Source organism: Saccharopolyspora sp. NPDC000995, from assembly GCF_053599315.1.
On sequence record NZ_JBSFLZ010000114.1, the window covers coordinates 1 to 23,602 of the forward strand.

Genomic DNA, 23,602 nt, shown 5'->3' on the forward strand with positions numbered 1-23,602 from the left:
GTCAAGAAACCCGCCGACACCGCAACCCGCTACGAGGGCCCACCCACCCTCCAACTCGCCCGCACAGCATGATCAAAATAAGCTAAGCGGCATTGATGTATGAGCGCACGAGTTCGGCGACGTTCTCTTCGCCGGATGCTGGAGACCTTTGTCCCCATTTCAGTCCCGCGGTGCGTGATCAGTGAACGACGGCGACGGGACATGGGGCGTAGTGCAGTACTGCGTGGCTGACCGAGCCGAACAGCGCCGTCCGGACGACGCCGAGGCCGTGGGTTCCGACGACGAGCAGATCGGCGTCGGCGGCGGCCGTGAGCAACGCTTCGGCAGGGTGTTCGACCGCCGTGACTTCGTGGTGCACGACGAGATCCGGGTAGCGTTCGCTCCAACCGGCGAGGGACTCGGACAGCTCCCGGCGGCAGGCCTCGATCGTGTCGGAGTCGAATTGCCATCCCCGGTTCGGCGGCAACGTGTCCGGCGGCTGCTCGGTGTAGGCGAGGATCGCCGTCAGCTCGGCGTTGTGCCGGGTGGCGAAGTCGTAGGCGAACCCGATCGCACGCACACTGCACTCGGAGCCGTCCACACCCACAACGACCTGGTCGAACTCCGGTGTCAGCGACTGCGGACGCTCCCGCTCGCCGCGTATCACGATGACCGGGACGTGCGCGGTGCGCACGACTTCGGCGGCAGTGGAGCCCAGCAGCACTCGTCGGGTCCGGCTGAGCGTTGGTGGGCCGAGCACGAGCGCACTCGCGCGGGCAGCGGCGTCGGTCAGCACAGTGGCGGGATGGCCTAGGCGCACCTCGGTCGACACGTCCAGTCCGGGCAGCTTCTGGCGGCACTCTGCGGCCATGTCTTCGACCGTCCGCTGCGCGGCACCGCGCATCGGTTCGAGCGCGACCGTCTCGCTGGGCAGGTGGATCCGGGTCAGTTCTTCCAGCGGCACAGCGAATGCGTGTACCAGGAGCAAGGGCTGGTTGCGTGTGGTGGCCTCAAGAGCGGCCCACCACACCGCCCGCTGCGACTCGGTGGACCCGTCGAATCCTGCGACCACCGCTTCCGTCTGCAACGTACGCATGCCCGCCACCCCCCCGCCTTGTCGCCAGGATGCGCGTGCTGCGCCGGGGATGCAGGCCAGCGTTCAGGTCGTTGGACGTGACGAGAGCGGGGCTGCCGTTCAAGACCCGGGAGGGTCAGAAGTCGTGGTCGGTGTCGGCGAGTGCGAAGTAGTTCTTCTCCGCCTGGGTGAAGTGCAGGCGGAACACGGCGTGCAGGCCGTACAGGGTGGCGAGGAGGTCCTCGATCTGGTCGTCTCCGATGCGCCCGTGGGCTCGGCCAGTGCCAGGTGAGTCCCGATCCGCCTGCTGAGTCTGTCGATCTCGGCGTGCATGCGGCGGCTCATCGTGGCGGTGGCTTCGGAACTACCTAGGGGACCGGCGAGGGCCGGGTAGAGCTGGGTCTCCTCGGTTTGCTCGTGCGGGACCAAGCGCTGGTCCAGGAAATCCCGAGTCCGGCGCAGCGCGGCGAGCGCCTTCGTCGAGCCAGGGGCCTCGGATAGGAGGTCTGCGGTGTCGCGAATCAGGGGCAGGGTTTCGCGGAGTTTTCCTGTTCGGCGTCGAACTGGTGTAGCAGGTTCTCCGTGGAATGCGACACGGTGAGCTCACGTCGGTGGCTGCCGCGCAGCGCACGCAGCGCGTTGGCGATATGCGGCGGCCATCGACATGCGTTTCCAGCTGAACCGGTGGGTCAGTACCGGGGTCTTTCCTCGTGGCGCCCAGGTGGCTCTCACTGCGGGCAGCAGGGAGAATCCGCTTTCGTCTTGGAAGCAGATCACCGTCCCTTGGCGTCGGGCGCTTTTATCCGCGGCCACGAGGTTTTCACCCACTCCTCGATCGCGGCGTCTTTGCGCTCGGCGGCTCGCCGTGCTGGGCGCTGGCGACTCCAGCTCAGCCGCTCCCGCAGGATCGTCCAGGCCTGGGCTTGCGAATACCGCACCCCGGTGAGGCATTCGATCACCTCAGCCACCCGGGCCAGCGTCCACATGTCCGTCGGATACCCGTGGGCCGACGCGCCGTGGAGCAACTCCGCCTCCACTTCAGCGAGTTGCTCATCGGAGAGCCTGGGCATCCGCCCCGCGCCCACCAGCGCCGTCCCCAATAGTCGGAGCCGGCTCCGGCGTCATGACCAAGCGGTGAGGAAGTCGACTGCGGAGTCCATTGTGGTGAGTTTGTCGTAGTCGGCTTCGTCGATGCGGATTCCGCTGGCATTGCCAAGGGTTTCGATGAAGGCGAGGAAGTCCAGGGAGTCCAGTTCGAGCGCCTCGCGGAAGTCTTCATGGTCGTCCAGTTCGTCGAGATCGGCTCCGGGCATGGCCTTCAGCAGCGCATCACGCACGAGGCCGCGGGCGTGCTGTGGTGTGGTCGGCTGGGTCATCACAGTTCCTCCGGATGCTGCAGGAACGTGTCGACTGTCGTGAGGAAGCGGCCACCGGTCGCGCCGTCGGTTGCGCGGTGGTCGCCGGACAACGTTGCGGCGACCACCGGGCGGATTCCGATGAGGTCGCCGACGGCCCAGGGTCGGTGCACGACCGCGCCGAATCCGACGAGTGCCACCTGCGGTGGGTAGATCACGCCTTGTACGGATTCGACGCCGAGATCGCCGAGGTTGGTCACGGTGATCGTGGCCGGTGTGGTGTCAGAGGAGCGTAGGCGGGCGGTGCGGGCGCGGGAGACCAGTTCGCGCAGGCGGCGCATGATCTCGAAGAGGGGAAGCTGCTCGGCGTCGACGATGCTGGGGGTGAGCAGGCCGCCGCCGTGCAGCGCCACTGCGACACCCAGGTGCACTGTGTCCGCGGGTTCGAATTGGTCGTTGATCCATTGGCCGTTGAGGTCAGGGACGTCGCGTGCGGCGAGGGCGGTGGCCTTCAGCAGCAGCGCGGCGGGCACGATCCGGTCCGCTACCAGGGCGCGGCGGTTGCGCTCGCGCAGCCATTCCAGCGCGGCGCTGAGTTCGATGGTGCTGGTGAGGTAGTAGTGCGGGATCTCGCGCTTCGACTTCGTCATCAGGGCCGCGATCGCTTGCCGCATGGCTGTTGGTCCCCGGATCACGCCCGGCGCCGGCGAAGGGAGGGGCGGCCCTTGCGCGGCGGCGCGGACATCGCGTGCTCGAACGGCACCGTCTGCACCGGTTCCGGTCAACAGGCTCGCGTCGGTGCCGAGTTCGGCGGCCAGCCGTCGGGCGTACGGCGAGATCCGCTGTCGTGGCGCGGGCGGTGCCTTGACACGCGGTTCCGCGAGTTGCCGGATGGCCGCTTCCACGTCGGCGTGCGTGATCGCTCCGCCGTGGCCGGTGCCGTGGACCGTCGCGAGGTCGATGCCGTGCTGTGCGGCGAGTTTGCGCACCGGGGGCGTGGCGACAGCGGGCTTGTGCTCCGGTGGCGGGGACTTCTCCGCCGCGGGCTCGGCTGGTGCGGGACCGGACGGAGCTCCCTGGGCTCCCGCGGAAATCACCGCGAGCGGGGTTCCGACGGGCACCGTATGGCCGGGCTCCACCAAGAGGCGGTCGATGACGCCGGTGTCGAAGCACTCCACTTCGATGGTGGCCTTCTCGGTGTCCACGGCCGCGACGAGATCTCCCTTGCGGACGGTGTCGCCTGGCTGGACGAGCCATTCGACCAGGGTGCCCCGCTCCATGTCCGCACCCAGGGACGGCATCCGGAACTCGGCCATCTCAGCCCACCGCCCGCCGCGCCGCGGCCACCACGTCATCGGCTTGCGGTAGCGCGGCGTCTTCGAGGTGCTTGGCGTAGGGCATGGGGACCTCGGCGGTGCACACACGCTGCACCGGGGCGTCGAGGTCGTAGAAGGCGTGCTCGGTGATGCGGGCGGTGATTTCGGCGGAAAGGCTGCCGCTGCGCCATCCTTCGTCGACCACGACGGCGTGGTGGGTGCGGCGGACCGAGTCGAGGATGGTTGGCTCGTCCAGGGGGCGCAGCGTGCGCAGGTCGATGACGTCGGCCTGGATGCTGTCGGCGGCGAGTTGTCCGGCGGCGGCCAGCGTGGTGGGCAGCGTGCCACCGTAGGTGATCAGTGAAACGTCCCCGCCGCTGCGGCGGATGGCCGCGGTGTCGATGTCCGCCGGCTCGGCCGGTTCGTCGAGGTCACCTGCGGCGTTGTACAGCGAGCCGTGCTCGAACATCAGCACCGGGTCCGGGCATGCCAGTGCCGGGCGCAGCATGCCGCGGGCGTCCGGCAGGGTGGCGGGGGCGATGATGCGCAGCCCGGGGATGTGGGCATACCAACCCTCCAGGCTGTGGGAGTGCTGGGCGGCGAGCTGGCGGCCGGCGCCGGTGGTCATGCGGATGACCAGGGGGACGCCCAGCTGTCCCCCGGACATGTGCAGCAAGGTGGCGGCGTTGTTGAGGATCTGGTCCAGCGCCAGCAGGCTGAAGTTGACGGTCATGATCTCCACGATCGGACGCATCCCGGCCAGCGCCGCGCCGATACCGGCGCCGACGAAGGCCGATTCCGACAGTGGGGTGTCCCGGATGCGTTCCGGGCCGAACTCCTCCAGCAGGCCGAGGCTGACGGCGAAGCACCCGCCGTAGCGACCGACGTCCTCGCCCATCAGGAACACCCGATCGTCGTCGCGGAGCGCTTCGCGCAACGCCTCGCGGATGGCGTCGCGGTAGGTGGTGTGCGTGGTGGTCATGGCTGCTCGGTGTAGACGAATCGGGTCAGGTCCTCGACCGGCTCCAGCGGGCCGGCCTGGGCTTCGGCCACCGCCTGGTCGAGCTCGCCGTCCGCTTCGGACTCGATCTCCTTAAGTGTCTCGTCGGTGATTTCGCCGTTGTCGCGCATGCGGGCGGTGAGCTTGTCGATCGGGTCGAATTGCTTCCAGTGCTCCACTTCGGTTTTGTCCCGGTAGCGTTCGGCGTCGTACATCGAATGCGCCCGGAACCGGTAGGTCCGCAGTTCCAGGAAGCACGGGCCCGGACTGGCGCGCATGGTCTCCACCGCGCGATTGCCAGCCGCCGCAACGGCTTCCACGTCCATTCCATCGACCGCCCACGACGGCATCCCGTAGGAGCTTGCCCGCAGCGCCAGGTCGGTCTCGGCCTGCGCCCTGGCCAGTGCGGTACCCATGGCGTAGAGGTTGTTCTCGCAGCAGAACAGCACCGGCAGGTGCCACAGCGCGGCCAGGTTCAGGCATTCGTGGAACTCGCCTTCGGCGACGGCGCCGTCACCGAACAGGCACGCGGTCACTTGAGGACGGCCCGACATCGCGTCGGCTAGCGCGAGCCCCACTGCGATTGGCAGCCCGCCTCCGACGATCGCGTTGCCGCCGTAGAACCGGCGAGTGACGTCGAAGAGGTGCATCGATCCGCCGCGTCCCCGACTGCACCCGGTGGCTCGGCCGAACATCTCCGCCGTCACCGAGACCATCGGCACCCCGCGGGCCAGGGCGTGACCGTGTTCGCGGTAGGTGGACACCACGGCGTCGTCGGGGCTCAGCGCTTGCAACAACCCGGCCGCGACGGCTTCCTCGCCGATGTAGAGGTGCATGAACCCGCGGATCTGCGCAGCGCTGTAGAGCTCGACGCAGCGCTCCTCGAAGCGCCGGATCCGCACCATCTGCCGCAACAGCTCAGCGCGTTGCTTGGCTCGCGGGCTGGTCGCTGGTGATCCTCGTCGACTCATCGCACCCCCTCCAGCGAGGACAGATCACCTTCGGGAAGGCCGAGCTCCCGGGCTTTGAGCAACCGGCGCATGACCTTCCCGCTGCGGGTGTGCGGGAGATTGGCGTCGAAGTCGAGTTCCTTCGGTGCCACCGCGCCGAGCCGACGCCGACCGAAGGCCAGCAGCTCAATCCGCAGCGCGTCGCTCGGGGAGTGCCCGGGGCGTAGCGACACGAATGCCTTCACCAATTCCCCGGCAAGCGGGTCCGGCTTGCCGATCACCCCGGCCTCGGCCACCGCCGGATGCTCCATCAGAGCGCTTTCCACCTCGAACGGCCCGACGAGGTGTCCAGCGGACTTGATCACGTCGTCCGCCCGGCTGACAAACCAGTAGTAGCCGTCGGCGTCCCGCGCCGCGATGTCCCCCGTCAGGTACCAGCCGTCGGCGAAGCTCGCCGCATACCTGGCCTCGTCGTGCAGGTAACCGCGGAACATCGAGGGCCACCCTGGCCGCAACGCGAGTTCGCCTTCGACGTCGGCACCGGTCAGTTCGTGCACCTTCCCGTGCGCGACGCGGGCCCGGCCGTCCTCGCCGCGCTCCAGCAAACCGACCTCGACGCCGGGCACCGGTAGCCCCATCGAACCGGGCCGGACCTCTTCGGCGGGATAGTTGCTGATCATGATCGCGCCGGTCTCCGTCTGCCACCAGTTGTCGTGGACCGGCAGCCCCAGCACCTCCTGGCCCCAGACCACGACCTCGGGATTGAGCGGCTCCCCGACGCTGGCCACGTAGCGTAAGGCGGACAGGTCGTACCGCGAGGCCAACTCCGGTCCGTGCCGCATCAACATCCGCAAAGCGGTCGGCGCGGTATACCAGACGGTCACCCGCTGCTCGGCGAGCACGCGGTACCAGCGCCGTGCGTCGAACTCACCTTCGTCGCTGACGACGGTGGCGCCGTGCGTCAGGGGAGCGATGATCCCGTAGGAGGTTCCGGTGACCCAACCCGGATCGGCGGTGCACCAGAACACGTCATCCGGACGCAGGTCCAGCGCATACGCCGCGGTGGCGTGATGTGCGACGACCGCGTCGTGCACATGCACGGCTGCCTTGGGCCGGCCTGTGGTGCCGCTGGTGAAATGCAGCAACGCCCAGTCCTCCGGAGACGTCGGCGGGATCTCGAACTCGGTACCGGCCTGCGCGAGTGCGTCCGCGAAGGCGATGGTCCTTGGTTCGGCTGCTCCGGCGCCCGCCAGCAGCACGTGCCGCAGCTGTGGAAGGTCCGCGCGCAGCTGCTGGATCTTGTTGCGGTAAAGCCGAGGCGTTGTCAGCAGTGCAGCTCCTTCGCCGATCTGCAATCGGTCGTAAACGGGTTGCGGACCGAACGCGGAGAACAGCGGTGCAAGCACGCAGCCCGCTTTCAATGTCCCGAGGGCTGCCACGTACAGCTCGGGAACTCGCCCGAGCAAGGTGTACACCCGCTCGCCCTTGGCGACCCCGAGGCCGCGCAGGACATTTGCGAAGCGGTTGGTCTGTTCCCGCAACTCGCCGTAGCTGATTTCCGTCACGTGATCCTGCTTGTCCACGCAACGCAGTGCCGCGACGTGCCTCCGATCACCGATGGCGTGGCGGTCCACCGCTTCGTGAGCGATGTTCAGGCCCCGGCCGCCAGGTAAGCCGGGCAGCTGAGAGCGAACCGCCGCCCAGTCGAACGCACGTCGGACCTGCTCGTAGTCGGGCATGTTCGACACGGCACGTCGCTCGGTTGGCTTGCTGATCGGCTCCCACCGCATCGGGCCCCCTCCTCGTGTCACCTGACCAGGCAAGCCCGGCGGACTTCGCAGTCGCTAGAGGCCAACGGCTCTCACGGGCAGAAGTCGCTTCGGAGGCGAACCGAAGCGCGAACGGGCTGCTTGGGGGCATTCACGCCAACGGCCACCGACCCCCGCGTGGCGGTCACGCACTACGCACCCCAGGACGGACTTGTAGGCCGAACACCTTTTCCGGCCAATGCTTCGCTGACTGGGACCAACGACCGCATCCCAGGCCGGTCTGCCATCGCATTCTGAACACAGCTAGACGTGCTCACGGCAGGTCGGAGGGCAGTGGCATGGCCCGTTACGGTGCGGCAGTCCGGAATGAGCTGCGCGTTCCCACTCGTGAGCTGCGGCATGCGATACCGGGGGTGTACGAGGGCTACAAGCAACTGCACGACGCCGCGCTCTCTCCAGAGGTCGTGGACGCGAAGACCAAAGAACTGATCGCCCTGGCCATCGCGGTGAGCAAAGAATGTGACGGCTGCATCGCCGCTCACGCCCATGCCGCCGTCCAACGAGGTGCGACACCAGCGGAGGCCACCGAGGTGATCGGCGTCAGTTTCCTGCGGAACGGCGGTCCCGCCACTGTCTACGGGGCACGGGCTTACGCGGCTGTTGCCGAGTTCTACACCGCGCATACGCCCGACAGCGGGCACTGCGCATGGTTGCGACGCCCCAGCAGTGTGGCGCCATGATGAGCTGAGCAGGCTCCGTCCGTCCGCTGCAGGACGTCGCAGTTTCGCGGATCGCAACGATCCGCAGTCCTGGTCATGCGAGGTCGATAGGCGCTTCTTCGGGAAAGCCTGCGCAGCGGGATGGTCGTGTGAGGTTCAGCAAAGGCGCGCCTGATCGTGACGCTACACCTTTCCCAAGGTGTACAAGGTTTTTCGACGGCCTTCGCCGTCCGGGGCGAAGTCGTGGAAGCTGAACTGCCACACGGTCGTGGTCGTGTCACAGCGCCAGCGTGAACCCGGCTGCGACTGTGGCGGCGGGCAGGACCAACAGCGCTGCCAGGCGCAGCGCGAAGCGCATTCCGCCGGCTGCGGCGGCGAGAACGAGTTTGATCATGGTGTTGCTCAGCAATGCTGCCCCGACGCCGAGCACAGCGACGCTGGTGGGGACGACGGTGCCGCCCAGCGACGCAGCCGCGACCGCTGCGGTGTGTGTGTCGGCGAGTCCGCCTACGAAGGCTGCGGCGATGACGCCCTGCGGGCCGAGCAGGTCCGCGGCTGCTCGGGTGGCCAGCAGAAGCAGGACCAGCAACACGGTCAGCGATAACGTGACGCGCAGCGATAGCGGACGCTGGAACGCCGACGGCTTTGCATCGGCGTTTGCCGGCCTAGCCGAGTCGTGGCCTTCACCGGTGCGTCGTGCTCGCCAGGTTAGCCATCCGGACTCGGCCAGCAGCACGGCCGCACCGGCGAGGGAGGCTGGTAGCAGCCGGATGGAGACCGCAGGATTGGCGACTGCGGTGAGCGCGATCAGCTGCACCAAGGTGGCCACGCTCGCGGCGAGTACGGCTGGTAGGACCACCGCCTGCACGCCGCGGTCGGACCTGCGGGCCAGCACGACGGTGGTCGCCGAAGCGGACACGAACCCGCCCAGGAACCCGACGATCAGCAGTCCGTGTCGCTCGCCGAGTGCGCGCACGGCCACGTAGCCGGCCCAGCCGATGACGGTGATGGCGATGACCAGCAGCCAGATCCGGGATGGGTTGAGCGCGCCGTAGGGGCCCATCGGCTTGTCAGGGAGCAGCGGATAGATCACGAAAGCGACGACGAACAACCGGATGGCGTCGGCGATGTCGTCGTCGGTGACCAGGCGGGTGGCGAAGCGGTGCAGCGGTCGTTTCGCGGCCAGCAGCGCGACCATGGCGACCGCGATCGGCACGGCCCAGGTCGGCCGGGTCCAGGCCAGCGCCCCGAGCAGTACGGTGGCGATCGCCGCGACTTCAGTGGTCGCCCCCACGTCCGCTTCGGCGGATGCCCGTGCGGTGAGGAAGTACCAGGCGATGACCAGCAGGCTTGCGGCGCTTATCGTGGCGATCAGCACGGCCGGTCCGAGCGCCGCGGCGATCGCCCCCGCGATGCCCAGCAAGGAGAACGTCCGGGACCCGGCCGGTCGCATCTCCTGCCCGGCGGTGCTGTGCTCGCGCTCCAAGCCCAGCAGCAGCCCGATCGCCAAGGCTGTGGCGAAGTGCACGAGCGCAGTCGTGGTGTCCACCAGGTCCCCTCAGGCCGGGACTACGTGGTCATCGGCGGTGCGGGTGGACCGCCGGGGAGACTCAGCACTGCGTCGCAGGATACCGCCCCGGCCGTTGTTCCATCAGCCTTGCCGCCACCGGTGCCCGTCCCCAGCGGACTTCGTCAGCAGCGGCTCGGCTGCGTCGATGTGCGATCTCGCGTAGCGGCGAGTACACCCGGCGTCATCGACTGCCAGGTGCCGACCTGCGGTCAGGAAGCGGGGGAGCTATGAGCGAGGACAAGCCGCGAATCGTGGTGGGTGTGGACGGTTCGCCCGGCTCCCGAGCTGCGCTGCGCTGGGCGCTGCGGTACGCCGAGCAGAGCAACGGAAACGTTATCGCGTTGATTGCGTCCGGGTATCCGGCCCTCATCGACATGGTGTTGCCGATGTCGGAGGGCGACGTAGCCGCCGAGGCCAGGCGGGAGCTGCGGAATGCGGTCGAGGAAACCGCCGCATCGCTGGGAGTGCGGGTTCCCGTGGAGCAGACGGTGGTGCGAGATCACGCGGCACGGGCGCTGCTGGACGAGGCGCAGGAGGCAGACCTCCTGGTGGTGGGCAGCCGCGGGCACGGTGGATTCGTCGGGGCTCTCCTCGGATCGGTCGGGCAGCACTGCGTGTTCCACGCGCAATGCCCGGTCGTCGTCGTCCGCCACGCCGCCGAATGATCGCGCTCTGGATGATTCGTTCCGACGTAGTTCGTTTACTGTCGACGTGCGATCTCGCGTCTTTGCGAGTACACCGGCTTCGACTGTCGAGTTGGGACGGTGGGAATCATGGACGCGAACGCGCCGCGGATCGTTGTCGGCGTGGACGGCTCGCCGGGATCGAGAGCTGCGCTGCGGTGGGCGCTGCGCTACGCCGAGCAGTGCGGCGGCGCGGTCACGGCGGTGATGGCATGGGTGCCGTCGACATTCACCGAGGTCACGCCAATGCCACCGGCGCTCTCGGACGAGGATTCGGTTGCTCGTGCTGCGTGGGAGTTGAGGAAGTCGGTCGACGAAACCTCGGCCTTACTGGCGACGTCGGTGCCCGTTCAGCGAGAGGTGGTTCGCGGGCATGCCGCGCGAGCGTTGCTGGACGAAGCTCAGGGCGCGGATCTGCTGGTGGTGGGAAGCCGTGGACACGGCGGATTCGTCGGTGCGCTGCTCGGATCGGTGAGTCGGCATTGCGTGAGCCACGCGCACTGCCCGGTGGTTGTTGTTCGTCCTACCGCGAGATGACGTGGCGTGCATGCAAAGGGGAATGCGCGGCCGATGTCCGCCACGCATTCCAGTTGTTCACTTGCCCTTGCGCATCACCGGGATTTCCTTACGGGTCTCGGCTTCTCGGCGTGGCATGTGGATGGTGAGGATGCCCGCTTCGTATTCGGCCTCGATGTCTTCGGTGTTGCAGCTGGTCGGTAGCAGCAGGGTGCGGCTGAACGAGCCGTAGTAGAACTCGCTGTGCCGGTCGGTGCGTTCTTCGTGCTTGCGTTCGGCGTTGATCTTGAGCTGGTTGCCCTCGACGTTGATGTGGATGTCCTTTTCAGGGTCCACGCCGGGGAGTTCGCAGCGGACCACGGACTCGTCCTTCTCGGTGTAGGTCTCCACGCGCATCGCGTGCCGTTCACCGAAGGGCCATTCGGTTTCCAACATTCGGAAGATGTCGGGCAGGCCCATGCTCGGCCGAGGCTGCAAGCTGGTCATGGTGTCCTCCGTTGGCGGGTCGGTCGTGTCGTCGGCGTGGTCGACCGGCCCCGTTCCGGCCGGACGCGTTGCGGGTACCCGGGCGGCGTTGAGCGTGAAACCCGTGGTGCGGGGGTGTGTCGCGATGACAAGCAGAACGGTTCCGGCGCAGGAGACGATGCGCTCCGCGCTGGCCCCGGCGTGCCGGGCGCCGTCGGTGCACAACAGCCAGCCGTGGCGGTGGAAGCTGGCCGAGCATTCGGTGCACCTCTACCTCGATCGTTCGCGGCTGTTGGGGGTCATTGACCCGACGGGGCGGGAGATGGTGATCAGCTGCGGCGCGGTCCTAAACCACGCCTGCATCGCGTTCACAGCGCAAGGGTGGCGAGCCCGGGTGCACCGCCTGCCGAACCGGCACAACCGGAACATCTGGCGTCGATCGAGTTCGCCGAGTTGACGGACGTCGACCCGCACGTCGAGACGCTGGCGGCAGCGGCAGCGAACCGGCGCACTGACCGGCGACCATTCCTGGCAGACCCGGTGCCGCAGGAGGTCCTCGCGCCGTTGCGCGAGGTCGCGCGGTTGGAGGGCTGCATGCTCAGGTTTGCCCTGGAGGACCGAGAGCGTCGTGAAGTGGAACTGGCGAACGCTGGCGCGGAGCAGCGGGAGCTGCCCGAGTACCGGCAGGAGCTCGCCGCCTGGGCGGGGCGGCACGCGTCCGCTGAGGGGGGTGCCGGTGCGCAGGCAGCCTTCCGGCCGAACACCTGCGCGGCATGCCCGAACGGGACTTCGGGCTGGTCGCCGAGGGGGAGCTGCCGGTACCGATCCTGGACGACGGCGCGGTGTTGGCGGTGTTGACCACTCGGGGCTGGTGACTGTTCCTGGTTTGTGAGTAGGTCTGTGTCGACGCGCGCTAAATTGTGCGCGTGAAGTTGAAGGAGTGGGCATTCGAGCCGTTGTTCCCACGGGAGTGACGTCTCAGGCTTGAGATCTGGCTGCTTCCAGCAGGATCTTGCGTTCCGCCGCGTCCACGGCCTGCCGCACCGCGGGCACGGCGTCCGGGTTGATCGAGATCGACGTGATGCCGAGCCGCACGAGGTGCTCAGCGAACTCCGGATCGTTGGACGGGGCCTGGCCGCACAGCGACGAAGTGATCCCATTCCGGCGGGCGGCGCCGATGATGCGTCCGATCGCGTCCAGCACCGCCGGATCGGACTCGTCGAACAACGGCGCGCACACCTCGGAGTCGCGGTCGACGCCGAGGACGAGCTGGGTGAGGTCGTTGCTGCCGATGGACACGCCGTCTATGCCCAGCCGGGTGTAGGCGGACAGCCAGTACTGCACGGACGGTACTTCGGCCATGACCCACCGGTGCATGCCGGGCGAGTTGCCGAGCGGGCTGCGGTCGACCTCGGCCAGGCATTGCTGGAGTTCCCAGCGTGTGCGCACGAACGGGATCATCAGGTGCAGGTTGGGGGTCTGCTCCCGCACTCGGGTGAGGGCTTCGAGTTCCATGCGGAACAGCGACGGGTCGCGGACGTACCGGTAGCAGCCGCGGTAGCCGATCATCGGGTTGTCCTCGACCGGTTCGAAATCCGCCCCGCCGGCGAGGTTGCGGAATTCGTTGCTGCGGAAGTCAGCGGCCCGGTAGATGACCGGCCGTGGGGCGAAGGCGCGGGTGATCGTGGAGAGCGCCGCCACCATCGCGCCGATCGCGGCTTCCTGGCCACCGCGGGCCAGGATGTGCCCGGGGTGTTCGCCTCCAAGCGCATCGGTGAGCAGGAACTCCGCCCGCAGCAGGCCCACACCGTCGACCGGCAGCGCAGCAGCGTGCTCGGCCTGGTCGGGCATGGCGAGGTTGACGTAGATCCGGGTCGCCAGGGGCTGTACCGGGGCCGCGGGGGGCTCGGTCACGCGAGCTGGGTGCCGTATCGCGCTGACAGCCCCTTCGAGCACGGTGCCGTTCTCGCCGTCAACGGTGACCTGCATGCCGTCGTGCAGAGTTGTGGTTGCGGTGCGGGTGCCCACCACGCACGGCAGTCCGAGCTCGCGGGCGACGATCGCGGCGTGACAGGTCATGCCGCCGCTATCGGTGACCAGCGCGGCAGACTTGCGGATCGCTGGCAGCCAGTCCGGTGCCGTCATGGGTGCGACCAGCACCTCGCCGGACTGCAAAGCTCCGCCTTCGGCGGGGGATTGCATGACCCGGACCACGCCCGAGGCGGTGCCGAAGGAGGCGCCGAGTCCGGAGACGAGGATCGCACCCGGCTTGGCGCGCCGCTGGAGGGTCGTGACGGGACGGGATTGCACCAGCCACCAGGTGCCGTTGGCGATCGCCCATTCCACGTCCTGCGGACTGCCGTAGTGCTGTTCCACCCGAACCAGCAGGTGTGCCAGGTCGGATATCTCGATGTCGCTGAGCACCCGTTGGTCGGTCTCGTCCGGGCCCAACTCGACGCGGGTCTGGCGGCCGTCAGGCCCGCGCACGATCTTTTGGGTCTTGCGGCCGATGTCGATGTGCTTGAGTCGGGCATCGGCTTTCCGGATTGTGTAGGTGTCAGGCTCCACTGCGCCGCTGACGACGGATTCACCGAGACCGAAGCTGGCCTCCACGAGCGTTTCGTCGCGTGCCCCGGTGGCGGGGTTGGCGGTGAACGCGACACCGGAGCGGTCCGCGTCCACCATCCGCTGCACGATTACCGCCATCGCAGGTGCCTCGCGAACGCCCTGCGCCGAGCGGTACACGATCGCCCGCGGGCTGAACAGTGACGCCCAGCAATCGACCACCCGCGCGGTCAGCTCATCGGCGCCGGAGACGTTGGTGAAGCTCTCGTTGACGCCAGCGAACGAGATGTCCGGTGCGTCCTCGGCGGCGGCTGATGAGCGCACCGCGACCAGGCAGTCGCCGTCGAGTTCGTCGTAGGCCTTGAGCAGCTCCGCGCGTGCGGCGGGCGACAAACCAGCCTGATGCACCAACCTCTGGAGCCGATCGCAGGTCTCGTCGAGCAGACCCTGCTCGTCGGCCACCTGGATGGCTTCATCGAGCAGGTGGTCGAGTTCCGGTCGGACGCCTGCCTCCGACATGCAGGCCCGGTACGCCTCGGAGTCCAGTACGAATCCCGGCGGAACCGGCAGGCCAGCCCGGGTGAGCTCGCCGAGGTTGGCTCCCTTCCCTCCCGCCACGGGCACGTCCGCGAGCCCGAGCTCGGAGAACCAGCGAATCCAGGCCATGGCCACCTCGCAGCAGCAATCCGTGGTCGGGGCGTCACGAGGGTGCGACGCGGTCGGCGTGCGGCTTCAGGTGCTTCGGGAGGCTGCGTTCCAGGTGCGCGTCAGGTCCGGGGAAGAACAACGTCACACGCCCATCGTCGAGCCAATGCACCAGGTAGGGTGGTTCGCCGCCGGGACCGTGCACCTCGACGATCTGGCCTTTCCGTCGATGGCCGTCGAGGTGGACCGCTTCGGCGACCAGCCATTCGCCCACTTCCGCGTGCATGATCATGCCCCCGCTCCCGATGGCGCTGCGATTCCGAGGGTCGCGTCAGGGGCTGCCGTGGCGGCAGAGCCGAAGGACTCCAATGCAGCCCATCGATCGCCCGACTTGTGCGATTCTGTCGCCGTCTTACGGTCTGGTCGGGGGAGGAGACCATTATGCGCAGGGCCGACATCGTGAGTCGACGGATCCGGGTCGCGCTGAACTTCATGTGGTGGGCTGATCGGCGTGGGCAGTGGCCCCCGCGCCCGGTCCTGATCTTCGTGGGCAGTGGCCCCGCGCCGGGTCCTGATCGCCATTTCGGCGACATGACCTATGCGGACGGTTGAACCGACGTGCTTTATCACACCGCAGGTGATCGGTATGGCCGGTGGGGGCAGCAAGCGAGCGGCTGCCGCGTCCGGTTTACGAGCGGGAGCGCTTTCGGTTGCAGAGCGAGCTGGTGAAGCTGCGGGAGTGGGTGCGGGATGAGGACGCTTGGTTCGTGGTGGTGTTCGAGGGGCGGGACGTGGCCGGGAAGGGGAGCACGATTAAACGTGGCTGAGTACCTCAACCCTCGGGTTGCGCTGATCGTGGCGCTTCCGTCGCCGCCAACGGCGCTCCGCTGTTGTGCAACCTCGTCGTCTCTAACGTCCCGCCGCCGGCCATCGTGCTGGCAGTGCAAGGCACGGAGCTGCACGAGGTTTATGCCTTCGTGCCGCTTGCCCCAAGGCACGCCATCGGCATCGCCGCCTGCAGCCATGCATGGGAGACGCCATGTGCGTGGGCGTCAATGCCGAGTAGCACGCCATGCCCGATCTCGCGGAACCCGCTGCCGCGGGAACTGGACGAGCTTGCCAGGCGCGCACCCGAGTGGAAGTGAGCACAACCCGGCCGCGGCAAGCAACAACGCGTGCGGGCGTGACGACAGCGGTCGCAGGGGAACTTTCACCAAGACCTGGACGTTGTTCCGGATGAATCGCTCTGGGTGGTGGAGTGCAGTGTGGTGGTTCAAGAACTCGTCCGAGGCCAAACTGGACGAGATTGCGTTCGCCCCAGCCGTTCAGGTGCCGGAGACGTCAAGAACTCTCGCGGTGAAGGCATCCGATGGGGTGTGGCTGCGCGCGGAAATCGTCGACCGCAGTGCCAACGACGTGACCGTCATCTTCTGTCACGGCTACATGCTCGACTCGCAAAGCTGGCACTTCCAGCGCGAGGCTCTGGCCAGCCAGGTCCGGCTGGTGCTGTGGGACCAGCGGGGACACGGCCGGTCCGGTTGGGCAACGCCCGCCAATGCCACCATCGACCAGGTGGGCCAGGACCTCTTCGCGGTCATGCAGGCGACCGCGCCGCAAGGTCCGGTGGTGCTTGTCGGCCACTCGATGGGCGGCATGGCCATCCTCGGGCTCGCCGAGTCCCATCCGGAGCTGTTCGGCGACCGTGTCGTGGGTGCCGCTCTCATCGCCACCTCGGCCGGTGGCCTGTCCGGTGTAACCCTGGGTCTGCCCGAACCGGTGGCCCGCCTGCTGCACCACGCCCTCCGCACGAGCTTGTCCCTACTGCGTCGGCAGTCACACGTGGTCGACACCGTTCGCCGCGTCACCAGCCGCACCTCGTTCCGGCTCACCAATCGTTATCTGTTCGGCTCGCGGGTCCTGGAGCCTGTTGCCGAGCTGACCGCGCGTGCGATGGCTTCGACCCCGATCGCGGTGATCGCTGAGTTCTTCCCCGAACTCGACACTTTCGACAAGCGCACCGCCGTGTCGGCACTCGGGAAGGTGCCCACCCTGATTCTTGTCGGAGACCGTGACACCATCACTCCGGTAAACCACAGCGAAGCACTAGCACGGGAAATCCTGGGTGCCGAACTGGTCGCCGTTGCCGGCGCGGCCCACCTGCTGATCCTGGAGTCGCCACAACGCGTCAACGAGCAGCTGCAACGGCTCGTCGAAGGCGTCGCCCAGCACAGGACGCCACCGTCGCCAAGCGAGCACGCAGGGCGGGGGCGACAGGCGCGCCTGTCTGACCCTCCATCGCGGAATCCGCTGGCGTAGGTGCGTACTCACTGCTCAAGTCCTGGATCCCGTCGCCTTTCTGGGCGGCGGAGCCGTGGATGACGATGCGGTCGTGGGCCACGCGTGCCCCCGCGCCGAGAAACAGCGACGCCAACCACAGTCCTGTCGTCACGTGCTCGGTGACAGAGGGTATCCGAAACGTGCTGTCGCCGGATGCCAGGGCCGCGAACGGGAGGATCTGGTCGGCGGTGAAGCGGTTCGCCGTGGCTCCGCCAGCGATCTCGTGCAGCAGCTGGCGAGCGACCGTTGCCCCGATGTGCTCGGGTGGTCCCTCGGGGATCAAGCGGCCGGGCGAGGAAGCGAGCGTGCACGATCCCACCGTGACGCCCTCCAGCGTGCCTCCAACGAGGTCGCGAACGGCCTCCACGGCACGCACGTGTTGCGGTCGCAAACCAGGTTGCGGGCGGCGGGCTCGCGCATTCCATATCTTCACCGGTGAGTCCCGCGTAGGCCACGGCTTGGCGCACGACGCTGCCACAGCCACCGCCGCTGTACAGCGACCCGTCAATGCCGATCACGTGCCCCGAACCAGCCGAATCGGTCGCGGTGCGCTCGACCGCACTTGTCTCGGTCCCGGACCCCCGAGAGTCATAGCCACGAGTGTGCTGACGTCAGCCTGGATTGGGCAGGGGGAATTGGCCACTGCTGGACCCCGTGGACTTCCGCCTCTTCATCGTGTCTCGGCTCGATGTGGAGCCTGGACGCGGGATCGGATGGGAAGGAGGTCAACCGTGCACTCCGCTTTTCGACCACGCGGTGCAGATGGCGAGCACGTGGGCGCACGACGTCGGCCACGAGTTCGACACCGACGACCACCACTTCGCCTACCGGGTTCTGCGCGCGTGGTTGCACGTGCTGCGGGAGCGGCTGCCGGTGGAGACCGCCGCGCATTTCGCCGAGCAGCTTCCGGAACTGCTGCGGGGCGTCTACTACGGCGGCTGGAATCCCAGCACGGGCCCGGAGAAGTACGACGTGCAGCAGTACCTGTCCCGATTCGCTCGGGAGGCGAACATATCCGTCGCGGACGTGCACCGGGCTGCCCCGGCGATCACCGCGGTGGCCCTCCGGCGGACAGGTCGACAAGGTGCTCGATCAGCTCCCGGAAGACGTCCGCGCACTGCTGCGCCCGGCGGCCTGAAGCCGGCCGACGGGCTGGATTGGAGTTGTGATGGTTGCTCGACCACGAGCTTCTCCGGATGTTCCGGTCGACGTGCAGGTCAGCGATGAACCGACGGTCGAAATCCGCGAGTACGCCGAGCAGCGAATTCGTTCCGTGTTTCGCTTCGCGCATGAGCCCGTGCTGTATGCGCGGGCGCGTGTGTCACGACATCGGGATCCTGCAGCGTCACCAAGGGCAACCGCGCAGGCCAACCTCGATGTCAACGGGCGGCTGGTGCGGGCACAGGTTTCCGCGCCCACCTCTGAAGAGGCCATCGACCGCATGCACGATCGACTCCAGCACAGCCTGGAGCGAGTCGCCCGGCATTGGCAGGCGCGGCGGGGCAGGACGACATCGGTGCAACCGCACCAGTGGCGTCACGGTGACGAACCGGCGCACCGCTGCTCGTACTTCCCACGCCCGGTCGAGGAGCGCGAAGTGATCCGCCACAAGACCTTCGCCCTCGCACGCTGCGGCGTGGACGAGGCCGAGTTCGACATGGACGTCATGGACTACGACTTCCACTTGTTCACCGAGCTCGGCACCGAGCAGGACAGCGTGTTGTACCGCACGCCGAGCGGGTACCGCCTGGCGCAGATCGACCCAGACCCGGACCACCTCGCCGAGCACGCCGTCCCGGTGACTGTCAGCGAACGGCGCGCACCTGCGCTCAGCACCGCCGAAGCTGTCGAGCGGTTGGGTGCGATGGACCTTCCATTTCTGTTCTTCCTGGATGGCGAACGCGGTCGTGGAGCCGTGCTCTATCACCGCTACGACGGGCATTACGGACTGATCGCGCCTTCGGACTAGCAGACCGGTCCGAGCTTGCACGGCGGGGACTTCTGGCCGCTTTACGGCCCGGTAACCGGCCGTGATGCTGAAAGCGTTGGGGAAACCCAGTGACCTTCCGGGGGCGGATGGTTACGCGAAGGCTTGTTGGCCTTGCTTGACCCAACGTCACAAGACGGGGAGCCGCCCCCGGACAGGCCTTGTCGGAGGACACCGTGGTGGAGAAGGGTTTCGCCACACCCAAGATTTGTCGTGCGGCAGTACGCGCAGCTGCGGAAGTACTCATGCAGCCCGATCGGAGTGTGAAACTGCGGATCTGAGCGTGCCCGGGCGAACCCGAGGGATCGTGGTGTTCGCGCACGGCAGCGGAAGCAGCAGGCACAGCCCCCGCAATCGGTACGTGGCCGGGAAACTCAACCGGGCTGGGTTGGGTACGTTCGTGCGGATCGGCTTGCACTGGAGCGTGGTGGGCATGCGGTCCGACGTCCAGCGCGGTGCTCGCGCTGGTGTTCGGCGCGGGCGATTGGATGGTGATTCGGCTGGGCGCCGATGAGTTGATCGTGGCCGTGCTCGGCTATCTGGCGGCGCTCAACGCCGTGGTGGCGGTGTTCAGCCTGGTTCCCGCGGCACCGCTGGACGGCGGCCGGATGTTGCGGTCGGTGCTGCGGGCTGTGGTTGGTGCTGGTGGGGCTTCTGAAACCTTGGCGTTGACCACGGAAACCCTTCATGCGGTGGGTTTGTTCGGGCTTCTCACGGTCGGTCGTTGGCAACAGTCGCAGTGCGGCGAACGCGTGGGTGATAGCGAGATAGGCGAAGCGGACCAGCACGAGCCGCGATCATGCCGGACGGCGATCGGTGACGCGTTGATGCCTGCTGACCTGTGCGGATCGACTTTTCGGCACGCATAGGTCCTGGCCCAAGCACATTCCTCCTACGTTGCGTCCCGCCGCTACGGACAACGCGAAGCTAGTTACGGCGGCGATTAGGCGGAGCTGTGGTCTCCCGGACGACGAGTTCGGTAGGTAGGGTCACGTCGCTTGGCTCGAGGGCGTCGGACAACATCTCGAACAACATTTCGGCCGCGAGGCGACCCTTCTCGATCATGGGCTGGCGGATCGTGGTTAGCCCGTGAATTTGGGCGTCAGGAGCGTCGTCGAAACCGATGATGGAAAGGTCGGTGGGCACGTTCAGGCCGCGTTGGCGCGCGACGTCCAGCGCCGCGAGTGCCATCGTGTCCGACGTCGCGACGACGGCCGTCAGGTCGTGTTCGTGGAGCAGGGCCCGGGCAGACCGGGCACCGGAGGTGAAGTCGAACGCGCCGGCCTCCACGATGGGAACTCGCTCGAAGTCCTCGCCTGCGGCCTCGAACGCTTCGCGGTAGCCCTCGAGGCGCTCGCGAACCACCCGCTCAGTAGTTTTGGCACGCCGGTCTGAGCTGACGGGGCCGTGAAAGCCATCTGGCAGCAGGCGTTCCGCGATAATCCCGATTCGCTCGTGTCCGAGTCCTAGCAAGTGTTCGAGTTGTGAGCGGGCGGCCTCGCGGTCTGGGATGTCCACCAGCGGGACTCCCGGGATCCGCGGCGGGTCCACGACGACAATTGGGATGTTTCGCGACCGCAAGGCCAGTAGGCCCGGGTGGTCGTCGGGGAGGCAGTGCACGATGACGCGGTCGACAAGCCCGCGCAGGGCCTGTCGACCGCGGCCGGTGACGGGTTCTGGTTCGTGGGGGAGTGGTAGAAGGGTGAGGGCCTGATCGCTGAGCCGGTCGCTGCGCACGACGCCTTCGAGTAGGCACTTCGTGGACGGGTCGGTGAAGGCGTACTTGAGAGTGTCCATGACCATGACGCCGATGGCGCCGGTCTTTCTCGACCGTAGGCTCGCGCCTACTACGTTCGGGCCCGGGTACCCCAGCTTCACCGCAGTTTCCATGATGTGCCGGAGCTGGCCTTCCGAGAGCTTACCGGGGCGGCTGTAGGCGTAGGAGACCGCAGCCTGGGACACCCCGGCGGCTTGGGCGACGTCTTTCATCGTGACCATCTGTAAATCTTCCTTGGCGGAGCCAGGGTGCCGACACTCGCCGGTCTTGACAGGAGCGCCTCGCGCCCCCAGCATTGGTTAAACGTATCACCAATCGCGCTTTGGCGTAGAACGAGACCGACAGTGAGTGAGCTTGATCGCGACGCATACGCCGTCCTGATGCCCGTGGGAGGCGCGCTCGGTCGTCGCGGTCAACCAGGAGCCTTGCGGGATCGCGCGACTCGGGATTCGCGTTCCCGCCTCGATGAGGAGCCCTGCCTCTTCCTGACCCGCTGCCGACCCCAGCTCGTGGACCTAACTGAGCTGGCAGCGTTGCGAGTGTGGGCTGAGGTGTCGTTTCCAGCTTCGTCCGTCCGATCGGAAGCCAGACGATTCCGCCTGGCGGCGCTGCTGGCGAACCAGGATACGAGTGACTAGCGAACCGCACGGAAACCGAGATGGCAGATTCCCTGACCGTTAGAGCCGCCCTGGAGCTGGAGGTCTTCCAGCGGACCGAGGTCCAGGTCTTCGCCGACGAAGACCTGGACCGCCCGGTCCGCTGGGTGCACACCGGGGAGATCCCGGATATCCACCGCTTCCTCTCCGGCGATGAGATGTTGTTGACTGCCGGTCTCGGCATGGGAGAAACGCCTGATCTTCAGCGGGCCTTCATCCGGCGGCTTGCGGATGCCCGAGCTGCGGTGCTCGTTGTCGAGCTGGCAGGACGCGTATTCGACTCGATGCCGGAAGCCGCGGTTGAAGAAGCACGGGCCGTCGGACTTCCGCTCGTCGGTCTCTTCGACGAGATTCCTTTCGTTGAGGCGTCCGCGCAGATTCACGAAGTACTCGTCGAACTCCGTGTCGGCCAGTTGGTCGCGGAAGAGGCCACCGGCCAAGCCTTCATGGACCTGCTGCTGGCAGACGAGGACTACGTCGGTCTGGTGAATGAACTCGCGCAGCGCACCGGTTATCCGGTCGTGCTAGAGGACGTGGCCCACCAGATGCTCGCCTACGCTGGCACGACCCCGGAAGCAGACAATGTCGTGGCGGTGTGGGGTGTACATTCCCGGACAGTGCACGAACCGTCCCCGATGCGAACGTCTCGCAGGGCAAATACGAGGTGGACGGTTTCGTTCTGCGGTATCGCGGACTGCGCCCGTCGTCCCATCGTCCTGCGTGGAGAATCGTGGGGCTGGCTGCATCTGCTGCATGGCGATGACTTGCCAACTCCCACCGATCTTCGCACCCTCGAACGAGCCGCTGCAGCCATCGCGATCACGCTACTGAGCGAGCGGGAAAGCGGTGCCCGCGCTGCGCAACGCCAGGGGGCGTTGATTAACCGGCTCCAGTTAGGAGACATCTCAGGTGAGAAGTTCGTCGGCCGGACCCTGGCACTTGGCCAGGATCTGCGGCATCGCGACCTGGTCGTCATAGTCACCGGGCGCGACGCCAGCGGCGAGCCGTTTACCAGCCAGCATCTCGCGCTCCTGCTGCACGATGCTGGCTGGCCGGCGGTGGTCGGCGACATAGGGGACTTCGACTTGGCCGTCGCAGGGCTCCCGCCCGGCGGCGGCGACCGTGCACTGCTCGAAACGCTAATGAAGCGGGGAGTGTGGGGAGGCGTTAGCCGCATCGTGCCGCCTGCCGCGCTACCGACGGCATTGCGGCAGGGCCGCAGCGCCGCGTCGGCGGCTGCTGCGAGCCGGACGAACCAACTCCTGCGATTTGACGATCTTGGCGCGCTTCGGCTGCTGGTGGCACTGGCGGATGGGCCCGAGCTTTCACGCTATGTTGAGGACGAGCTAGGCCCGCTGCTTGAGCATGATGCGGTCGCCTCCCATCCGCTGCTGCCAACGTTGCGGGCGTTCCTGGAGTGCGGTGGCAACAAGGCGCGCGCCGCCGAGGTGCTCTTCGTCCAGCGGCGCACCCTTTACCACCGGCTCGACCGGCTTTCCGCCGTGCTCGGTCTCGATCTCGCAAACATCGAAACCCAGCAGCGGCTCCAGCTCGCCCTCCGCGGTCACGACCTGCTCTGCCGCCCGGTTTTTCGCCGTGATTAACCGTCGTCACGACAAACAGCCCAGTTCGTGACTTCGTACGGGTTGCAGCCGTCGGTGGCGCAGATGGTCGTGGCGACGGTGGTCGTTCCACTGTGTGTAAGGCGGAGCCCGGCTATTACACGGCTTGTGCCTGTTGGCGGGCCTCCGCTTTCCACAGACTTCATGGACAAGCCAACAGAGGTTCCCGTTTCGGTAAGGAGTTCGTAGTGTCCACACCGAGCACACTCGTGAAGAAGCCCGCAGCGCCTACGGTGTCGCGGACGAGCAGCCCGGAGATCGTCGACCGCGTCGCCGAGGTCATCGCGGACGTCCGGGCGAACGGCGACGTCGCGGTGCGGCGCTGGTCGGAGAAATTCGATTCCTGGACGCCGGAGTCGTACCGACTGGGCCCGGACCAGATCGAGGCGGTCGTGTCTTCCGTTCCGGAAACCGTCCTCGATGACTTGAGGTTCGTGCAGCGTCAGGTACGTGGATTCGCGAAGGCACAGCGTGACTCCATCACCGATTTCGAAGCTGAGACCCTTCCGGGTGTCTTTCTGGGGCAGCGCAACATCCCGGTCGGTGCCGCGGGTGCCTACGTTCCGGGCGGGCGATATCCGCTGACTGCCTCGGCGCACATGACCGTGGTGACGGC

General features: G+C 67.3%; 26 protein-coding genes and 2 pseudogenes. 14 read left to right on the forward strand and 14 right to left on the reverse strand.

Annotation, left to right across the window (positions count from 1 at the left end; translation table 11 throughout):
• Positions 1 to 178: 178 nt before the first annotated feature.
• From ACWDKQ_RS28100 to acsA, 8 genes are all read right to left on the reverse strand, one after another.
• Entirely contained in the window at positions 179 to 1,075 is an 897-nt protein-coding gene (locus ACWDKQ_RS28100) for a universal stress protein (protein WP_450141778.1), read from the reverse strand.
• Between the two features lie 99 nt (positions 1,076 to 1,174).
• Positions 1,175 to 1,585, reverse strand: coding sequence for a hemerythrin domain-containing protein (locus tag ACWDKQ_RS28105; RefSeq protein WP_450141801.1), 411 nt, complete (start codon positions 1,583 to 1,585; stop codon positions 1,175 to 1,177).
• A 242-nt stretch (positions 1,586 to 1,827) separates the two neighbouring features.
• A complete protein-coding gene (locus tag ACWDKQ_RS28110) occupies positions 1,828 to 2,124 on the reverse strand; it encodes a winged helix-turn-helix domain-containing protein (protein ID WP_450141779.1) in 297 nt (98 codons plus the stop codon).
• A 51-nt stretch (positions 2,125 to 2,175) separates the two neighbouring features.
• The gene (locus tag ACWDKQ_RS28115; protein ID WP_450141780.1) at positions 2,176 to 2,430 is read right to left on the reverse strand and encodes a phosphopantetheine-binding protein; all 255 of its coding nucleotides are present in this window, start codon (positions 2,428 to 2,430) and stop codon (positions 2,176 to 2,178) included.
• On the reverse strand, positions 2,430 to 3,725 hold the full coding sequence (locus ACWDKQ_RS28120; protein WP_450141781.1) for a 2-oxo acid dehydrogenase subunit E2: 1,296 nt from the start codon (positions 3,723 to 3,725) through the stop codon (positions 2,430 to 2,432). Before ACWDKQ_RS28120 ends, ACWDKQ_RS28115 begins: the two co-directional genes overlap by 1 nt.
• A gap of 1 nt (position 3,726) precedes the next feature.
• Positions 3,727 to 4,707 (reverse strand): alpha-ketoacid dehydrogenase subunit beta, encoded by a 981-nt coding sequence (locus ACWDKQ_RS28125; RefSeq protein ID WP_450141782.1) that lies wholly within the window; start codon positions 4,705 to 4,707, stop codon positions 3,727 to 3,729.
• Positions 4,704 to 5,696 carry a pyruvate dehydrogenase (acetyl-transferring) E1 component subunit alpha gene (gene pdhA / locus ACWDKQ_RS28130; RefSeq protein WP_450141783.1) on the reverse strand — a complete coding sequence of 331 codons (993 nt, stop codon included), beginning with the start codon at positions 5,694 to 5,696 and terminating at the stop codon, positions 4,704 to 4,706. Before pdhA ends, ACWDKQ_RS28125 begins: the two co-directional genes overlap by 4 nt.
• Complete coding sequence (gene acsA / locus ACWDKQ_RS28135) at positions 5,693 to 7,465, reverse strand: acetate--CoA ligase (RefSeq protein WP_450141784.1); 1,773 nt, start codon at positions 7,463 to 7,465, stop codon at positions 5,693 to 5,695. Before acsA ends, pdhA begins: the two co-directional genes overlap by 4 nt.
• 317 nt (positions 7,466 to 7,782) lie before the next feature.
• Here acsA and ACWDKQ_RS28140 point away from each other — a divergent pair, with 317 nt between their 5' ends.
• Entirely contained in the window at positions 7,783 to 8,184 is a 402-nt protein-coding gene (locus ACWDKQ_RS28140; protein ID WP_450141785.1) for a carboxymuconolactone decarboxylase family protein, read from the forward strand.
• A gap of 256 nt (positions 8,185 to 8,440) precedes the next feature.
• On the opposite strand, the gene ACWDKQ_RS28145 is transcribed toward ACWDKQ_RS28140, so the two are convergent.
• Positions 8,441 to 9,712: an MgtC/SapB family protein gene (locus ACWDKQ_RS28145; protein WP_450141786.1), complete on the reverse strand. Its 1,272-nt coding sequence runs from the start codon at positions 9,710 to 9,712 to the stop codon at positions 8,441 to 8,443.
• Between the two features lie 248 nt (positions 9,713 to 9,960).
• On the opposite strand from ACWDKQ_RS28145, the gene ACWDKQ_RS28150 reads away from it, so the two are divergent.
• Together ACWDKQ_RS28150 and ACWDKQ_RS28155 are read left to right on the forward strand one after the other, a co-directional pair.
• Entirely contained in the window at positions 9,961 to 10,398 is a 438-nt protein-coding gene (locus tag ACWDKQ_RS28150) for a universal stress protein (protein ID WP_450141787.1), read from the forward strand.
• Positions 10,399 to 10,506: 108 nt separating this feature from the next.
• Positions 10,507 to 10,953 (forward strand): universal stress protein, encoded by a 447-nt coding sequence (locus tag ACWDKQ_RS28155; RefSeq protein ID WP_450141788.1) that lies wholly within the window; start codon positions 10,507 to 10,509, stop codon positions 10,951 to 10,953.
• A 57-nt stretch (positions 10,954 to 11,010) separates the two neighbouring features.
• Here ACWDKQ_RS28155 and ACWDKQ_RS28160 read toward each other — a convergent pair whose 3' ends face one another.
• Positions 11,011 to 11,418, reverse strand: coding sequence for an Hsp20/alpha crystallin family protein (locus ACWDKQ_RS28160; protein ID WP_450141789.1), 408 nt, complete (start codon positions 11,416 to 11,418; stop codon positions 11,011 to 11,013).
• 124 nt (positions 11,419 to 11,542) lie between these two features.
• On the opposite strand from ACWDKQ_RS28160, the gene ACWDKQ_RS28165 reads away from it, so the two are divergent.
• Together ACWDKQ_RS28165 and ACWDKQ_RS28170 are read left to right on the forward strand one after the other, a co-directional pair.
• Positions 11,543 to 11,854 (forward strand): hypothetical protein, encoded by a 312-nt coding sequence (locus ACWDKQ_RS28165; RefSeq protein ID WP_450141790.1) that lies wholly within the window; start codon positions 11,543 to 11,545, stop codon positions 11,852 to 11,854.
• A complete protein-coding gene (locus ACWDKQ_RS28170) occupies positions 11,851 to 12,255 on the forward strand; it encodes a hypothetical protein (protein WP_450141791.1) in 405 nt (134 codons plus the stop codon). The genes ACWDKQ_RS28165 and ACWDKQ_RS28170 overlap by 4 nt, the downstream gene beginning before the upstream one ends.
• A gap of 120 nt (positions 12,256 to 12,375) precedes the next feature.
• On the opposite strand, the gene ppsA is transcribed toward ACWDKQ_RS28170, so the two are convergent.
• A complete protein-coding gene (gene ppsA / locus ACWDKQ_RS28175) occupies positions 12,376 to 14,628 on the reverse strand; it encodes a phosphoenolpyruvate synthase (RefSeq protein ID WP_450141792.1) in 2,253 nt (750 codons plus the stop codon).
• A gap of 34 nt (positions 14,629 to 14,662) precedes the next feature.
• A complete protein-coding gene (locus tag ACWDKQ_RS28180) occupies positions 14,663 to 14,899 on the reverse strand; it encodes a DUF1918 domain-containing protein (RefSeq protein ID WP_450141793.1) in 237 nt (78 codons plus the stop codon).
• Positions 14,900 to 15,048: 149 nt separating this feature from the next.
• Here ACWDKQ_RS28180 and ACWDKQ_RS28185 point away from each other — a divergent pair, with 149 nt between their 5' ends.
• The 4 genes and pseudogenes from ACWDKQ_RS28185 (at position 15,049) to ACWDKQ_RS28200 (ending at position 16,923) form a co-directional block, all read left to right on the forward strand.
• Entirely contained in the window at positions 15,049 to 15,219 is a 171-nt protein-coding gene (locus ACWDKQ_RS28185) for a hypothetical protein (RefSeq protein ID WP_450141794.1), read from the forward strand.
• A 41-nt stretch (positions 15,220 to 15,260) separates the two neighbouring features.
• Positions 15,261 to 15,480, forward strand: a pseudogene (locus ACWDKQ_RS28190) (polyphosphate kinase 2); the annotation flags it as partial.
• A 17-nt stretch (positions 15,481 to 15,497) separates the two neighbouring features.
• Positions 15,498 to 15,752 carry a WS/DGAT domain-containing protein gene (locus ACWDKQ_RS28195; protein ID WP_450141802.1) on the forward strand — a complete coding sequence of 85 codons (255 nt, stop codon included), beginning with the start codon at positions 15,498 to 15,500 and terminating at the stop codon, positions 15,750 to 15,752.
• Positions 15,753 to 15,870: 118 nt separating this feature from the next.
• Positions 15,871 to 16,923, forward strand: a complete 1,053-nt coding sequence (locus ACWDKQ_RS28200) for an alpha/beta fold hydrolase (RefSeq protein ID WP_450141803.1) — start codon at positions 15,871 to 15,873, stop codon at positions 16,921 to 16,923.
• A gap of 97 nt (positions 16,924 to 17,020) precedes the next feature.
• Here ACWDKQ_RS28200 and ACWDKQ_RS28205 read toward each other — a convergent pair.
• A pseudogene (locus ACWDKQ_RS28205) lies at positions 17,021 to 17,428 on the reverse strand (RNA 3'-terminal phosphate cyclase); the annotation flags it as partial.
• A 278-nt stretch (positions 17,429 to 17,706) separates the two neighbouring features.
• On the opposite strand from ACWDKQ_RS28205, the gene ACWDKQ_RS28210 reads away from it, so the two are divergent.
• From ACWDKQ_RS28210 to ACWDKQ_RS28220, 3 genes are all read left to right on the forward strand, one after another.
• Positions 17,707 to 18,171 carry a DUF2267 domain-containing protein gene (locus tag ACWDKQ_RS28210; RefSeq protein WP_450141795.1) on the forward strand — a complete coding sequence of 155 codons (465 nt, stop codon included), beginning with the start codon at positions 17,707 to 17,709 and terminating at the stop codon, positions 18,169 to 18,171.
• A complete protein-coding gene (locus ACWDKQ_RS28215; RefSeq protein WP_450141796.1) occupies positions 18,113 to 18,913 on the forward strand; it encodes a ribosome hibernation promotion factor in 801 nt (266 codons plus the stop codon). Before ACWDKQ_RS28210 ends, ACWDKQ_RS28215 begins: the two co-directional genes overlap by 59 nt.
• Positions 18,914 to 19,386: 473 nt before the next feature.
• The gene (locus ACWDKQ_RS28220; RefSeq protein WP_450141797.1) at positions 19,387 to 19,800 is read left to right on the forward strand and encodes a site-2 protease family protein; all 414 of its coding nucleotides are present in this window, start codon (positions 19,387 to 19,389) and stop codon (positions 19,798 to 19,800) included.
• A gap of 58 nt (positions 19,801 to 19,858) precedes the next feature.
• Here ACWDKQ_RS28220 and ACWDKQ_RS28225 read toward each other — a convergent pair whose 3' ends face one another.
• Complete coding sequence (locus ACWDKQ_RS28225) at positions 19,859 to 20,929, reverse strand: LacI family DNA-binding transcriptional regulator (protein WP_450141798.1); 1,071 nt, start codon at positions 20,927 to 20,929, stop codon at positions 19,859 to 19,861.
• Positions 20,930 to 21,366: 437 nt separating this feature from the next.
• Here ACWDKQ_RS28225 and ACWDKQ_RS28230 point away from each other — a divergent pair, with 437 nt between their 5' ends.
• Both ACWDKQ_RS28230 and ACWDKQ_RS28235 read left to right on the forward strand, forming a co-directional pair.
• Positions 21,367 to 22,968: a PucR family transcriptional regulator gene (locus ACWDKQ_RS28230; RefSeq protein ID WP_450141799.1), complete on the forward strand. Its 1,602-nt coding sequence runs from the start codon at positions 21,367 to 21,369 to the stop codon at positions 22,966 to 22,968.
• Positions 22,969 to 23,174: 206 nt separating this feature from the next.
• The coding region (locus ACWDKQ_RS28235; RefSeq protein ID WP_450141800.1) for a histidinol dehydrogenase at positions 23,175 to 23,602 on the forward strand (428 nt) is incomplete at its 3' end.

Excerpts from the sequence above, each read along its gene's own strand:
- ACWDKQ_RS28215 (WP_450141796.1), top strand. The coding sequence starts at position 18,113 with ATGGTTGCTCGACCACGAGCTTCTCCGGATGTTCCGGTCGACGTGCAG.
- pdhA (WP_450141783.1), bottom strand. The coding sequence starts at position 5,696 with ATGAGTCGACGAGGATCACCAGCGACCAGCCCGCGAGCCAAGCAACGC.
- ACWDKQ_RS28100 (WP_450141778.1), bottom strand. The coding sequence starts at position 1,075 with ATGCGTACGTTGCAGACGGAAGCGGTGGTCGCAGGATTCGACGGGTCC.
- ACWDKQ_RS28120 (WP_450141781.1), bottom strand. The coding sequence starts at position 3,725 with ATGGCCGAGTTCCGGATGCCGTCCCTGGGTGCGGACATGGAGCGGGGC.
- ACWDKQ_RS28185 (WP_450141794.1), top strand. The coding sequence starts at position 15,049 with ATGCGCAGGGCCGACATCGTGAGTCGACGGATCCGGGTCGCGCTGAAC.
- ACWDKQ_RS28160 (WP_450141789.1), bottom strand. The coding sequence starts at position 11,418 with ATGACCAGCTTGCAGCCTCGGCCGAGCATGGGCCTGCCCGACATCTTC.
- ppsA (WP_450141792.1), bottom strand. The coding sequence starts at position 14,628 with ATGGCCTGGATTCGCTGGTTCTCCGAGCTCGGGCTCGCGGACGTGCCC.
- ACWDKQ_RS28225 (WP_450141798.1), bottom strand. The coding sequence starts at position 20,929 with ATGGTCACGATGAAAGACGTCGCCCAAGCCGCCGGGGTGTCCCAGGCT.
- acsA (WP_450141784.1), bottom strand. The coding sequence starts at position 7,465 with ATGCGGTGGGAGCCGATCAGCAAGCCAACCGAGCGACGTGCCGTGTCG.
- ACWDKQ_RS28140 (WP_450141785.1), top strand. The coding sequence starts at position 7,783 with ATGGCCCGTTACGGTGCGGCAGTCCGGAATGAGCTGCGCGTTCCCACT.
- ACWDKQ_RS28180 (WP_450141793.1), bottom strand. The coding sequence starts at position 14,899 with ATGATCATGCACGCGGAAGTGGGCGAATGGCTGGTCGCCGAAGCGGTC.
- ACWDKQ_RS28230 (WP_450141799.1), top strand. The coding sequence starts at position 21,367 with ATGGCAGATTCCCTGACCGTTAGAGCCGCCCTGGAGCTGGAGGTCTTC.
- ACWDKQ_RS28110 (WP_450141779.1), bottom strand. The coding sequence starts at position 2,124 with ATGCCCAGGCTCTCCGATGAGCAACTCGCTGAAGTGGAGGCGGAGTTG.
- ACWDKQ_RS28210 (WP_450141795.1), top strand. The coding sequence starts at position 17,707 with ATGGCGAGCACGTGGGCGCACGACGTCGGCCACGAGTTCGACACCGAC.
- ACWDKQ_RS28125 (WP_450141782.1), bottom strand. The coding sequence starts at position 4,707 with ATGACCACCACGCACACCACCTACCGCGACGCCATCCGCGAGGCGTTG.
- ACWDKQ_RS28165 (WP_450141790.1), top strand. The coding sequence starts at position 11,543 with ATGACAAGCAGAACGGTTCCGGCGCAGGAGACGATGCGCTCCGCGCTG.
- ACWDKQ_RS28155 (WP_450141788.1), top strand. The coding sequence starts at position 10,507 with ATGGACGCGAACGCGCCGCGGATCGTTGTCGGCGTGGACGGCTCGCCG.
- ACWDKQ_RS28150 (WP_450141787.1), top strand. The coding sequence starts at position 9,961 with ATGAGCGAGGACAAGCCGCGAATCGTGGTGGGTGTGGACGGTTCGCCC.
- ACWDKQ_RS28115 (WP_450141780.1), bottom strand. The coding sequence starts at position 2,430 with ATGACCCAGCCGACCACACCACAGCACGCCCGCGGCCTCGTGCGTGAT.